We start from the raw sequence: 13,401 nt of genomic DNA on the forward strand, positions 1-13,401 counted from the left end.
GACGCTCGCTTTGGCCTCGCCGCTCCTAGAGGTGCACATCGACGATCACGGGCGCGTGATCGCTCGTCGACTTCTCCGCACGCTCGGCGAGGTCGATCATCGCCCCGGTCGCAGCCTCGTGCACGGCGGGCGAGCCGAAGAGGAAATCGATGCGCATTCCCTGCTTTTTCGCAAACTTGAGGCCCTTGTAGTCCCAATACGTGTAGGTGCCAGGTGCATCGAGCCAGTCGCGCGTGAGGTCGGCGTAGCCTGCCTTCTCGAGCGCCGCGATTGCCTCGCGTTCGGGTGCGCTCACGTGCGTCTTCCCTTCGAAGGCGGCAATGTCCCACACGTCGGCATCGGTTGGGGCGACGTTGAAGTCGCCAGCGAAGAGCGTCGCCGAACGTTCTCCGGAATCTTCGCCGGGCCCGCTCGGGGTGAGACGCGCCGCGCCGTACTTTCGAAGAGCCTCGAGCCACGCGAGCTTGTAGGGGTAGTGCGGATGGTCGAGTTCGCGTCCGTTCGGAATATAGAGGCTCCACAGCTCGAGAGGCTTCGAATCGCGGGCGGCCTCGCCCACGACAGCGCCGATCGCACGTGCTTCCACCACGGCGCCCTCTCCCTCGCCCCACGTGGGAAGGGAAGGGAGCTCGCGGCGCACCTCGCGAAGGCCCACGCGTGAGGCGATGGCCACGCCGTTCCACTGGTTCAGGCCGTGGGCGGCAACCTCGAAGCCGCGCTCGGTGAGGGCGCTGAGGTCAAGCTGCTCGGGTTTGGCTTTGATCTCCTGGAGTGCGATGACGTCGATATCGCGGCGATCAATGACCTCGAGAAGCCTCGGCATGCGCGCGCGAAGAGAGTTGATGTTCCAGGTGGCGATTCGCATGTGCCCATCCTATGGGTGCACGAAGGTTCGCGTGGATACGCTTAGGGCATGACTCTCGCGCTCGTCACCGGCTCAACCTCCGGCCTCGGCCTCGAATTTGCGTGGCAGCTCGCCGGCAGCGGTCACGACCTCGTGCTCGTGGCCCGAAATGAAGATCGCCTCGCCGCCGTCGCCGCCCAGATTGAGGCGGTGTCCGGCGTACGCGTGAACATCCTTCCGGCGGATATCTCCGTTCAGGCCGATGTTGAGCGTGTGGCGCGCCGCTTGCTTGATCCTGTGGACCCCATCGGCCTGCTCGTGAATAACACGGGGCACTCGGTGCGCGCGTCCTTTCTGGAGGGGGAAATCGAGGAGTTTCTCGAAGAGGTCGATTTTGATGTGCGCGCGACCTTAATCCTCGCGCACGCTGCGGCAACAGCAATGACGCGCAAGGGGTCCGGCGCAATCCTCAACGTGTCGTCGATGGCGGGTTTTACCGCCACAAACCTCTCGGCGGCGGCGAAGAGCTGGGTGGTCATTTTTACGGAGTATCTCGCCCAAGAACTCGAAGGGACGGGCGTGAGCGCGACCGTGCTGATTCCCGGGTTTGTGCACACGGAAAGTCACCACAACGCCGCCGTCAATATGGATGGTGCGCCGCGCGTGACGTGGCTCAAGGCGCCATTCGTGGTGCAGCACGCTCTCAAGGATGTTTCGGCGGGTGAGGTTGTCTCGATTCCGTCGCTCGCCTACAACTCTGGGGCCCTTGAAAAGGCAACGCCGAAGGCAATTAGGCGTGCCCTCCAAAGCGAGCCGATTGCGCAAGCGATGAACAGGGTGCGCGTCCATAAAGTTGAGCGCGCGGCCGCGCGCAGGTCAGTCGTCGATCGGTTGCTGCGCAAGCGTCGGGACTAACCTCGACCTTTCCGTGCTCCCGCCGCAGCGGTGGGAGGAGTTGTGCCGTGGCTTCTACGGCTGGTTCACGGCGAACGTGTCGCAGGCCTTGGAGGTTCCCTCGTTGTAGCCCTTCACGAACCAGTTCCGGCGCTGCTCGGAGGAACCGTGTGTCCACGTGTCGGGCATGACCTGGCCGCCCGTGACCTCGCCCTGGATGTGGTCGTCGCCCACGGCGCTTACGGCACTGAGGGCGTCGTCAACGTCCTTGTCGGTAAGGGGCTCGAGCATCGTCGTGCCTTCGTCATCAACCGTGGTTGCCGCATGGTGCGCCCACATGCCCGCGTAGCAGTCGGCCTGAAGCTCGAGACGCACCTGATCCGAGTCGGGGCCTGTTCCCGAGCGATCGATGCGCTGCATCGTGCCGTCAAGCTTCTGGATGTGGTGCCCGTACTCATGTGCCACGACGTAGGCCTTCGCGAGTTGGCCGCTGCTCGCCCCGAAGCGTGAACTGAGCTGCTCATAGAACGAGGTGTCCACGTAGATCGTGGAATCGGCGGGGCAGTAGAACGGGCCCGTCGCGGAGGTCGCGGGGCCGCAGCCCGTGTTGACCGAGTCGGTGAACACCACCGCTTGTGGCTCTTGGAACTGGAACCCGGCCTCCTTGGCCTGGCCGGCCCACAGCGAGTCGGCGGATTCAACGGTTGCTTGCACGAGACAGTCGTCGTTCTCGTTCGCATCGGCACCGGTCTGGCATTCCTCGAGAACAGCTCCCTGCTGGGGCTGCTGCTGAGAGCTTGGAGCGGGGGCCTGGCCGCCACCAAGAAGGATTGACGGGTCGACGCGGAGGAAGAGCATCACGATGACGAGAACGAGCGTGCCGAGGCCGCCGCCACCGAGGGCGATCGCCCCTCCGCGGCGCATGCCACCACCGCCACCCGAACGGCGGCGGGTGTTATCGGAGCGAATCTCGGAATTGGGGTTGAAGGTCATGTCGCCAATGTACCGTTTCGCCCCGGAGTTTCCCCTGGACTTGCGGTCTACGGGGGTGAGGAATGTTCGGCGTACTCTCGACCCTTTAGACTAGTTACGGTTCCGTAGCCTACGGTTCCGTATCCGACGCGAAAGCACCGTTTTCATGCCTACTTCCTTGCGCGAATACACAAGCCCACTTCTCGTTGAGCCGAACGGCGTTGAGCGCCTCACCGACCTCTTTGTGAACCGTGAGAGCGAGGCGCCCGGCCATATCGCGTTCCAGGTTCCGAGTGGTACCGACGCCGCTGGAGCGACCACGTGGAGCGACGTGACCACCAAGGAGTTTTTCGCCTCCGCACGTGCGCTCGCGCGGCACTTCATCGCCGCGGGGATCAAACCGGGTGACGCAATCTCGATCATGGGCCCCACGCGCTACGAATGGGTGCTTGCCGATATCGCTGCGCTCTGGTCCGGTGCCATCGTCGTGCCGATCTACGACACGAGCGCCCCATCCCAGGTCAAGGCGATCGTTGAAGACGCGGGGATTACACGCGCCGTTGCCGGCACCGCACAACAGGCCGAGTCACTCGCGGGTGCCCTCGGCGGCGCGGATCGTGTATGGACCATGGAGCGCACCCCGGGCTACGAGTGCGTGAGCGACCTCGTGAAGCGCGAGCCGGAATCGCCCGTGAGCGACGCCGATCTCGAAAGCGCCCGCACGTCCCGCATGCTCGAGGACATTGCGACGATCGTCTATACCTCGGGGACCACGAGCGACCCGAAGGGTGTGCAGCTCACGCACGGCAATTTCGTGGCTCAGCTTCAAAACATCGGCGTGTCCCACGGGGAGGTGCTCAATGAGCACGGCTCCACGATCCTCTTCCTTCCCCTTTCGCACGTGCTCGCGCGCGGCGTGCAGCTCATGTGCCTCGCTCTCGGGATGCGCGTTGCTCACCTTTCGGATACCTCGCGCATCATTCCCACGTTCACGGAGATCCGCCCGACGTTCGTCATGGTCGTGCCGCGCGTGCTTGAGAAAATCCTCAACGCCGTGGCCGCGCAAGCCGATAAGAAACACGTGGGGCGCCTGTGGAAGGACGCGCGTGAGACCGCGGTGCGAATCGGCATGATCGGCGAGGGCTTCCACGAGCGCGAGCGCCCGAAACTCCCGTTGCGCCTCGCCGCGAAGCGTGCCCTTTACGAACGCCTTTTTTATCGCACGATTCGCCGCTTGCTCGGTGGAAACATCCACTACATTCTGTGCGGGGGTGCGAAACTCCACCCATCGCTCGCGCTCGCTTTTCGCGGCTTCGGTATCCCGATCATCGAAGGGTACGGCCTCACGGAAACGACCGCTCCGATCGCCGCGAACCGCCCGGGAGACCTCACCGCGGGGAGTGTGGGCGTTCCCGTTCCCGGCACCACGATCCGCATCAGCGAGGAGGGGGAAGTGCTCGCGAAGGGTCCCGGGGTTTCGCCTGGGTACAGGAATGCTGAGCACACGGCGGCGGCATATTCCGACGGTTTCTTGCGAACCGGCGATCTTGGAAGCCTCGATAGCTCCGGCCGCCTTACCCTCAGTGGCCGTTCCAAGGACGTGATCGTGACCTCTGGCGGAAAGACCATTGAGCCAGCGGGGTGGGAAGGCGCCGTCGAGCAGCATCCGAGCGTGGCCTACGCGGTCGCCGTGGGCGATGATCGCCCGTACCTTACGGCGCTGCTCATCCAGCAATCGGAAGACGGCGACAATGGCGGCGACGATATCGAAATCATCGAGAACCCGAAGCTCATCGCGGAAATTCTGCCCTACCTCGAGAACGCCAACCTCGACGTGTCGCGCACGGAACGCATCAAGAAGTTTGCGCTCGTGAAGGCGAACCTTGCCGATCCGAATCTCGTGACGCCTTCGCTTAAGCTGCGTCGCACCGTCTTCCTCGAGAAGGCTAAGGCCGCGATCGAGGAGCTGTATGAAAAGGCACCGAAGCCTACGATCCACGAGATCGTGAAGCGCGAGATCGCGGAGAAAGCGTCGGAACTCAAGGCAAAAACGAGCGGCAAGGCCCACAAGGACGCTTCGTCGAACGACTAGTGGGCGCACCGGGGCACGTACACTGGGACGGTTGCGCGCACGCGCCTAGGCGCATGAGGAGGAGGGATCTGACGTGAACGTCGTTGAATGGGCGATCAGCATCATGAGTTCGATGGGGGGCATCGGCGTGATGCTTCTGCTGCTGCTCGAATGCGTGTTCCCGCCGATCCCTTCGGAGGTGATCCTCCCGCTCGCGGGAGTGACGGCCGGCACCGGCGAGCATTCGTATTGGGTGCTGCTTCTCTGGTCGGTGATCGGCTCGACTCTCGGCGCCTACATCCTCTATGGTCTCGGTCGCATCCTTGGCCCCGAACGCACGCGCACCCTCTTCATTAAGCTCCCCCTCATCAACGTCGAGGACTACGAGAAAACGAACGCCTGGGTCGATAAGCACGGCATGCAGGGCGTGTTCTTCGGGCGCTTCATCCCGGGCATCCGCTCGCTCATTTCGATCCCCGCGGGCATGTTTGCGATGAAGCTTCCCATGTTCACACTGCTGACGGCCTTGGGAAGCGCGATATGGAACTCGATCTTCCTCGCGTTCGGCTACTTCCTCGGCACGCAATGGCACGTGATCGAGCCCTACACGGACATCTTCTCGAAGGTCTGCTACGTGCTCGTCATCCTCGTGGTGCTCTACTTCTTCGTGAAGCTCGTTCGCCGTGAGCGCCGCCGCAAGAGCCTCGGCCTCCCCGACCCAGACGACGCCGTCAAGTAATGTCTGGCGAGCGCGAAGTCGGCGTGGGGCCCTGGCAGGGGGACTGGCCGAAGGAACCTCACTACGATCCGCCGCTGCTTGAAGCGGGCGACCGTCGGAACGTTCCCGATCGATACCGATACTGGCGCCGCGAAGCGATTATCGCGGATCTCGACGCGCACTACCGCAACGGCCTGCACGTCGCGATCGAGAACATCGACCACGATTTCAATATCGGCTCGATCGTCCGCACGGCGAACGCGTTTGGGGTCGCGGCCTTCCACATCGTTGGAAAGAAGCGGTGGAATCGACGCGGGGCGATGGTGACGGATCGCTACCAGCACGAGTTTCACCACGCGAGGCCCGAAGACTTCCTCCAGTGGGCCCGCGACAACGATCGCGCGGTCGTCGCGGTCGATATCGTCCCCGGCGCCGTCCCTCTCGAACACACGCGCCTACCGGAAAACGCCGTGCTCGTGTTCGGCGAAGAAGGCGGGGGAGTGTCGAAGCCGCTCATCGATGCGGCTGCGCTTACGGTCGCGATTTCTCAGTTCGGCAGCACGCGCTCCATCAACGTCGGGCACGCCGCCGCGATCGTCATGCACACGTGGATCACGCAGCACGTCGAGATTCCGCGCGAACTAACGCTGTAGCTGCGGGAGCGACGAGGATCGTCAGAGATGTTTCTGACCTGGGAAGTAGGGTGAAAGGGCAACGGCGCAAACCGCCGAACACCCGATCCATGGTTAGGAGCACACCATGAGCATTACCGTGAAAGCCCTGCAAAAAACTGGCCCGGAAGAGCCCTTCAAGGTCGTCAATATCGAGCGCCGCGAGCCACAGGGGACCGATGTTCTCATCGACATTAAGGCCGCCGGCGTGTGCCACAGCGACATCCACACGATCCGAAACGAGTGGGGCGCCGCAAAGTTCCCCCTCGCCGTTGGCCACGAGATCGCAGGCGTGGTCGAGGCCGTTGGCCCCGAGGTCACGAAGTACAAGGTCGGCGACCGCGTTGGTGTCGGCTGCCTCGTCGGTTCGTGTGGCGAGTGCGAGCAGTGCAACAAGGGTTTCGAGAACAACTGCTTGAACGGCGCGATCGGCACCTATAACGCGATCGATGAGGACGGCACCGTCACTCAGGGCGGCTACTCACAAAAGGTCACCGTGCGCGAGCGTTTCGTGTGCCGCATTCCCGACTCACTCGACTTTGATGTGGCCGCACCGCTTCTGTGCGCAGGTATCACGACGTACTCACCACTCGCGACGTGGGAGGTAGGCGAAGGCCAGAAGGTCGCGGTCGCAGGTCTCGGCGGTCTCGGACATATGGGCGTGCAGATTGCCGCGGCGAAGGGCGCCGAGGTGAGCGTCATTTCTCGCTCGCGTAAAAAGGAAGAGGACGCCCTCGCGCTTGGCGCGAAGGAACTCCTCGCCACCGGTGAGGACGAAAACTTCTTCGAGACCCACAAGGGCAAGTTCGATTTCATTCTCAACACGATCAGCGCCGAGTTCGACCTCCCGGGCTTCATGGATCTGCTCAAGCCGGGCGGAAAAATGGTGCTCGTCGGCCTTCCTCCCGAGGGCATGCCGATCCCAACCCGTTCCCTCACGGGCGGTCGCAAGGTTCTCGCCGGCTCAAACATTGGCGGCCTCCCCGAGACCCAGGACATGCTCGACTTCTGTGGAGAACACAACATCGGCGCGAAGATCGAGATCATTGGCGTGAACGACGTCGATGCGGCCTACGATCGCGTCGTCAAGGGGGATGTGCACTTCCGTTTCGTCATCGATACCTCGACGTTCGACGACGCCGAGGTTGAGGAGGCCTGAGCCCCGCTCAGTCTTCGCCGATTTCCACGAGTCCCGATTCGTAGGCGGCCACGACGATCTGTGTGCGGTCGCGAAGGCATAGTTTTTGCAGGATGTGGGACACGTGGGTTTTCACGGTGGGCTCCGCGAGAAACATCGCGGAGCCCACTTCGGCGTTAGAGAGCCCTTTCGCGACGAGCTTCGCGACCTCGCGCTCGCGGTCCGTGAGAGCAGCAATGGCCTTGGTGAGGGCGGGATCGGTCCGACGCTGGCTGCGCGTAAGCGCGCCAAAATCCTCAATCACTTTCCGCGTGATGGAGGGGGAGAGGAGGGCCCCACCGCGGTAGACCTTCCGCACGGCATCGACGAGCTCTTCGACCTCGGCGTCCTTGAGCAGGAAGCCGCTCGCGCCTCCCTTGAGGGCCGTGAACACGTAGTCGTCGGCGTCGAAAGTGGTGAGGATGATGACGCGCGGCGCGGGATCGAGACCGGCGCGGAAGATTTCCTCCATCGCGGCGAGCCCGTCGAGGTTCGGCATACGGATGTCCATGAGGATGATGTCGGGCCGATTCTTAAGCGCGGCGTCGATGGCTTCGCGGCCGTCGGAGGCAGTGGCGACGACGTCGATGTCTGCTTGCGCTGCGAGGAGTGCCTCGAAGCCGGCGCGCACCATGGGTTGGTCGTCAGCGATGATGACGCGGATGGGGGAGTTTTGGCTCATGTCTTAAGCCTAGGTCAGAGGGCGCGCCCTCACGCGAATAACGGCTCATCCATAAGTATTGCCGTGAACAAGACCGGGGGGTGATGTCGAGTTCTGCCTGGGCGTCTACGGTTAACCCATGGCAGAAGTAGGAGAGAACGCGCCCGGCGCGCACGCGGTCGCGCCGTGGTCGAAAGCGCCGCTCAAAGTGCACGCTAAGCAACTGGGACGCGACTTCCTCTACGTGTTTCCGAGCCTCGTTCTTGGACTTCTCCTGGGTGGTGCGCTGTTCACGCTTGGTTTTTTGAGCGTTTTTGCCTTGGCCTTTTTCCTCATTGGTTTGCTGTTTCTCCCGGGAATCCTCCTCGCGGGAGGGTTCGCTGCGGATCTCACGCGACTTCGCTCTAATGTGTGGCGGGGTGAGAAGCTGCTGCACCTCCGCACGAAAGTTCCCGAGTTCCACTCGTTCGCCGACTACTTTCGGCTCTTCGGGAACCTACGTTTGTGGCTCGACTATCTCAGCGAAGCTCTCATTCTGAACACCGTGCGCGTGAGCAGCGCCATTGTTCTTGGTGGCCAGGTGATTTTTGCTCTCTTGTGCGGCATTCTCTTCCCGTTCGTGACGCTCATCGACCAGGCGTACGAGTCGGGGATCACCGGCACCATTGTTCGTGAGCTCGACGCCGGAATCGATCTTGAACCTTACGCGAGCACGCTGAGCATTATCGATTCGGCAATCTACGCCCTCGTGGGGCTCGCTGTCCTCGCGCTGCTTCCCCTGACACTGCACCTCGCGGCGCGTATCGAGAACACCCTCGCGCGCGAGATTCTCGAAGGGGACTCCTTCGCGACGATCAGCTTCAAGGGATGGGCGACCGCGGTGATCGCGGTCATCGCGCCGATTCGCATCACCATCTCGGGTGACAACTTTCTGTGGAATCAAGTCCCGCCGCGCTATCTCGCGCTCGGTTTCTTCACGATTCCCGTCACCGGGCTCTTCTTCGGCCTACTGGCGCTTGCCTGGGGCCTTGCGTTCGTTCTGCTCGTACGCAGACCCAAACTCGGTGCGGTGTTTGTGTGCGTGCCCTTCTTCGCGTCGTACGCGACCACGATCGTGATCACACTCTGGAAGTCCTACACGCAAGCCCTCGTCCCAGGCTCCGACGTTCCCCTCTTGGTAGGCGCTCTCGCACTTTTCACGCTGAGCCTCCACCGCAACATTCGGCGCAGCGCCGCAACATTCGCGGCGTTTAGCGTCATCGTCGTCATGGGAACATTCGTGAGGCTCGCGTGGGGGGTCGTGTGGGGATTTGTGGCCACCCCAGATCCCGCGGGCTTTGTGCAATGGTCCCTCTTCTTCCTTGGCCTCACGCTCGTGATGTGGATCGTGAGCGGAGCCCTCGGATACGGGCTTCGCTGGCTCGCCGATTCGGCTCGCGACGTCTCGCGTGAACGGGCGGCACGCCGCGAAGCCGAAGAGCGCCAAGAGCGCGCCTTCGCCGAGAGCGCCGAGCTCAGCGAGAGAGCTCGCATCGCGCGCGAAATGCACGACGTGGTCGCCCACTCAATGTCGGTTATCAGCGTCCAAGCACAGACCGCTCCCTACCGCCTCGCAGAATCACAACTCGACGAAGCGACACGCGCCGAATTCGCCTCAATCGCCGCGACCTCGCGCAACGCCCTTCAAGAAATGCGTGCTCTTCTCACGATGCTGCGCGGCACCGGCAGCGAAGAAGATGTCGCGAGGGCCCCGCAGCCCGAGCTCAAGGATCTCCCCGAACTCGTGCAGCGCTCGCGCGATGCCGGCGCCCACGTGAGCCTCACCGTGCCAGAGGCGGGCATCCCCACAGTCCCCGCAACCGTCGGACTTGCCCTCTACCGCGCCGCCCAGGAGGGACTCGCCAACGCGCTCAGGCACGCACCCGGAAGCGACATTCACATCACGCTCATGACGAGTGAACATGTCACCGGCATCGACGTCGTCAATACCGCACCGCCCGAGGACTTCGAGCCTGCGCCCGGCTCCGGAATGGGGCTGCGCGGCGTTCGCGAGAGGGCCAACGCGCTCGGCGGCACCGTGAATGCGGGGGCGCATGCCGACGGTTCCTACAGCCTCATCGTGCGAATTCCGCACGCCGGAACGTGGGCAGCCGTCGGACAGCCCACGCCCCAGTGACCACTCGTGTGGCTCAGCTCTCACGTTTCGTGCTGGGAGTGGCCCGTCCCCGAGCGTCCCGAACGACGTGTGGAAGAATGAAAGGGCAAACGCAACGTGGATCTGCGAGGTACACGGGTGCCCGCGATCCCCACTCGAAGGAGCACACATGCCTGTTGCAACCCCGGAACAGTTCAACGAAATGATCGACCGCGCGAAGGAAGGCAAGTTCGCCTACCCCGCGATCAACGTCTCGAGCTCGCAGACTGCGATTGCCGCACTCCAGGGCTTCGTCGAAGCCGAGTCTGACGGCATCATTCAGGTGTCCGTTGGCGGCGCCGAGTATCTCTCCGGTTCGACCGTGAAGAACCGCGTTCGCGGCTCGATCGCTCTTGCGAAGTTCATCCACGAGGTTGCCGAGGACTACAACATCACGGTTGGCGTTCACACCGACCACTGCGCGAAGGAAAACCTTCCCACCTGGGTTGAGCCCCTCATCGAATGGGACCTCAACGAGCGCGTCAACAAGGGCCTGAACCCGCTGTTCACCTCCCACATGTGGGACGGCTCGGCCGTTCCGGTCGACGAGAACCTTGAGATCGCGAAGCGCCTCCTCGAGAAGACCGTGGAAGCGAAGAAGGTCCTCGAGATCGAGGTTGGCGTCGTCGGTGGCGAGGAAGACGGCTACTCGGCGGACGTCGACGAGTCGAAGCTCTTCTCGACCCCGGAAGACGGCCTCAAGACCGCCGAAGCCCTCGGCCTCGGCGAAAACGGCCGCTACATCACCGCCCTCACCTTCGGTAACGTGCACGGCGTGTACAAGCCGGGCAACGTTCGCCTCACCCCGTCGATCCTCCTCGACATCCAGAAGGCTGTTGGCGAGAAGTACGGCAAGGACATGCCGTTCGATCTCGTGATGCACGGTGGCTCCGGCTCGACCCTCGAAGAGATCCAGGAAGCTGTGGACAACGGCGTCATCAAGATGAACGTCGACACCGATACCCAGTACGCGTTCTCGCGTCCGGTTGCGGGCCACATGCTCGAAAACTACGAGGGCGTTCTCAAGATCGACGGCGAGGTCGGCAACAAGAAGATGTACGACCCGCGCTCGTGGGGCAAGAAGGCCGAGGCCGGTATGGCGAAGCGCGTCGTGGAGGCGTGCGAGAACCTCCGCTCGGCTGGCCACAAGATGTGATCGTCGCTTGACGTAGAAGAAGCGCTCCTCCCCGGGAAGCCGGGGAGGAGCGCTTCTTACTGTGCTCGGATCGTTTAGCGAGCTTAGCCCGGCTCGTTACCAGCGCTCGAATTATTCCCGCTTGGGCCGATCGTGAACCACTCGCCGCTCACGCCGTGTATGCACGTGATCGATTTGTCGTCGTCGTTTGCGGTGCATGCGATCCCGCCATAGCGCACAGCGGTGCCCACCTCGAGGGTTTTCACGGAGTTGACGTCAATGCGGTACGAGTTTTGAACCTCGGGAACCTCGTCGTTACTCGAGACTTCCCCACCGCTGATGTTGTAGCTGAAGCTCGCGACGGGATCGGGATCGCCCACGCGTTCACAGTCTGCTGAGGGTTCGTTGAAATGGTCATTCGGATACATCGTGCACAGGATGCCGTGACCGTTGGTGAAGGCGAAGGAAGGCTCTCCCTCCATTGTGCTCGACACGTCGGTCATGTCTTCCGCCGATACCGAGACCGCGTCAAAGGTGACGGGAACGCCATCCGTACCCATAGCGAACGTCGATTCGAGGACCTCGCACTGCATGAGAGCGAACTCTTTCGAGGACGGCCCGAGGCTGATCTCTTTGCAAGCAGGGTTGCCGTTGAGGGTGATGGTGGAGGAAGCCTGGCACGCGTCGTCTCCGTTTTCGCGCGCGTTCCACTCGTACTCATCGGAATTACCCCATCTGCCGCATAGACGTGCGTGGTTGTCTTCGCTCGGGGAGTGTGCCTTGAGCTCTTCGAGAGTGTCGGCGCGCCCTGTGCGGACGACCTTCGTGCCCTCGTCATTGAGGCTCCAGCGGGAGAACGCGGTATATGGATCGCTTTCGCCGCCGAGGATGATTGGCGGTCGACCGTCGGGATAAAAATTTCGAGGATCGGGGGACTTCTCCTTCATGAGGATTTCACCGCCCTCGGTGCTCACGATCTCAAATCGCTCGAATCCCTTGGAGTCGCCGCCCGTCGTGCTGTAACGCTCCCGGTAGTTTGCAGACGAGAGCGCGCCGAGCTGGGTGACCTCACCATCGACGATGCCGAGCGCAAGATACCCCTGTTCGTATGTTTGATCTGCGGCAGGAAAGGCGCATTCGAAGCTGACGATCGCGATCTCCTGGGCCGGATCGCCAAGTTTCACGAACAGAGGTTTTTCGGTATTCCCGGGAACGAAGACATCGTATGTTTCTTCGTCGACGTCATAGGGGTAATAGATCTCGACATCAACCGTGCCGTTACCGTTCTTGACCCTGAGAGTCTCCGGCTCATCCATGTGGGGGCAGCGATCAAAGTTCGCGATGGTCGTGTTTTCGAAGTCGATCCCCGAAAATGCGCTGGCGGGACCGGTGCCCGAGGAACCGCTAGCTTTTCCAAGCGACGTGCTCTGCGAAAGCGCGCCACACGCGGGAAGAAGCGCGAGCATGAGCGCCGCGGCGAAGGCGAGAAGAGGGCGAGGTAAGGTGAGGGAGCGGGGCACGGCGGGCCTCCTTTGGCGCGGGAGTGCCCTCAGAGTAACAGCGTTCGGCGGTGCTCTTGCCCTGTTTTCGCGAGTGCGCGCGAAATCAGATCACGCTCGTGTCACCCGTGGCGACAATCTCCTTGCCGAAGGGGAAGCACGTGATGGGGATGAGCTTGATATTGGCCCAGGCGAGCGGGAGGCCAATGATCGTCACGGCCTGCGCGATCGCGGTCACGACGTGACCCGCGGCGAGCCAGAGCCCCGCGATGAGGAACCACACGACGTTGCCGAGAGTCCCGACCGTGCCGAGGGGCCGCACCTGCACGGCTTCGCGGCCGAACGGGAGGATCACGTAGTTCGCGATGCGGAAGCTCGCAACACCGAACGGGATCGTGACGATGAAGATGCACGCGATGATGCCCGCGAGGATGTACCCGAGCCACAGCCAAAGCCCGGCGGTAAGAACCCAAATGATGTTGAGAATGACGTTGATGATGGTGCGCATACCACCAACGTACTCCCCGAAACGAAAGAGTGCGAGGGCCGTCCGGGCCAGCGCGCT

At 62.6% G+C, this 13,401-nt stretch carries 12 protein-coding genes; 7 read left to right on the forward strand and 5 right to left on the reverse strand.

The annotated features are described in order from the left end of the window. Positions 1–25 precede the first annotated feature (25 nt). Entirely contained in the window at positions 26–865 is an 840-nt protein-coding gene (locus tag D8M36_RS04535; RefSeq protein ID WP_126847088.1) for an exodeoxyribonuclease III, read from the reverse strand. A gap of 48 nt (positions 866–913) precedes the next feature. Here D8M36_RS04535 and D8M36_RS04540 point away from each other — a divergent pair, with 48 nt between their 5' ends. Further along, entirely contained in the window at positions 914–1,759 is an 846-nt protein-coding gene (locus D8M36_RS04540; protein ID WP_074298293.1) for an SDR family NAD(P)-dependent oxidoreductase, read from the forward strand. A gap of 54 nt (positions 1,760–1,813) precedes the next feature. On the opposite strand, the gene ypfJ is transcribed toward D8M36_RS04540, so the two are convergent. Beyond that, on the reverse strand, positions 1,814–2,731 hold the full coding sequence (gene ypfJ, locus D8M36_RS04545; protein WP_074298291.1) for a KPN_02809 family neutral zinc metallopeptidase: 918 nt from the start codon (positions 2,729–2,731) through the stop codon (positions 1,814–1,816). A 145-nt stretch (positions 2,732–2,876) separates the two neighbouring features. Between ypfJ and D8M36_RS04550 the strand changes: the two genes are divergently transcribed. The 4 genes from D8M36_RS04550 (at position 2,877) to D8M36_RS04565 (ending at position 7,329) form a co-directional block, all read left to right on the forward strand. Continuing rightward, the gene (locus D8M36_RS04550; protein WP_074298289.1) at positions 2,877–4,802 is read left to right on the forward strand and encodes an AMP-dependent synthetase/ligase; all 1,926 of its coding nucleotides are present in this window, start codon (positions 2,877–2,879) and stop codon (positions 4,800–4,802) included. 73 nt (positions 4,803–4,875) lie between these two features. Then, entirely contained in the window at positions 4,876–5,520 is a 645-nt protein-coding gene (locus D8M36_RS04555) for a DedA family protein (RefSeq protein ID WP_074298287.1), read from the forward strand. Beyond that, complete coding sequence (locus D8M36_RS04560; RefSeq protein WP_074298285.1) at positions 5,520–6,152, forward strand: TrmH family RNA methyltransferase; 633 nt, start codon at positions 5,520–5,522, stop codon at positions 6,150–6,152. Before D8M36_RS04555 ends, D8M36_RS04560 begins: the two co-directional genes overlap by 1 nt. A 106-nt stretch (positions 6,153–6,258) precedes the next feature. Continuing rightward, positions 6,259–7,329 carry an NAD(P)-dependent alcohol dehydrogenase gene (locus D8M36_RS04565; protein WP_074298283.1) on the forward strand — a complete coding sequence of 357 codons (1,071 nt, stop codon included), beginning with the start codon at positions 6,259–6,261 and terminating at the stop codon, positions 7,327–7,329. 7 nt (positions 7,330–7,336) lie between these two features. Here D8M36_RS04565 and D8M36_RS04570 read toward each other — a convergent pair whose 3' ends face one another. Further along, positions 7,337–8,029 (reverse strand): response regulator, encoded by a 693-nt coding sequence (locus D8M36_RS04570; protein ID WP_074298281.1) that lies wholly within the window; start codon positions 8,027–8,029, stop codon positions 7,337–7,339. A gap of 118 nt (positions 8,030–8,147) precedes the next feature. On the opposite strand from D8M36_RS04570, the gene D8M36_RS04575 reads away from it, so the two are divergent. Both D8M36_RS04575 and fbaA read left to right on the forward strand, forming a co-directional pair. Beyond that, positions 8,148–10,184, forward strand: coding sequence for a sensor histidine kinase (locus D8M36_RS04575; protein WP_126847090.1), 2,037 nt, complete (start codon positions 8,148–8,150; stop codon positions 10,182–10,184). A gap of 148 nt (positions 10,185–10,332) precedes the next feature. Continuing rightward, positions 10,333–11,358, forward strand: coding sequence for a class II fructose-bisphosphate aldolase (fbaA, locus tag D8M36_RS04580; RefSeq protein WP_065248408.1), 1,026 nt, complete (start codon positions 10,333–10,335; stop codon positions 11,356–11,358). 83 nt (positions 11,359–11,441) lie between these two features. On the opposite strand, the gene D8M36_RS04585 is transcribed toward fbaA, so the two are convergent. Continuing rightward, positions 11,442–12,857: a hypothetical protein gene (locus tag D8M36_RS04585; protein ID WP_126847092.1), complete on the reverse strand. Its 1,416-nt coding sequence runs from the start codon at positions 12,855–12,857 to the stop codon at positions 11,442–11,444. Between the two features lie 85 nt (positions 12,858–12,942). Further along, a complete protein-coding gene (locus D8M36_RS04590) occupies positions 12,943–13,344 on the reverse strand; it encodes a YccF domain-containing protein (protein WP_074298275.1) in 402 nt (133 codons plus the stop codon). Positions 13,345–13,401: the final 57 nt, after the last annotated feature.

The sequence above is a fragment of the Dermabacter sp. HSID17554 genome (assembly GCF_003989295.1).
In the GTDB taxonomy this organism is placed as follows: Bacteria; Actinomycetota; Actinomycetes; order Actinomycetales; family Dermabacteraceae; genus Dermabacter; species Dermabacter vaginalis.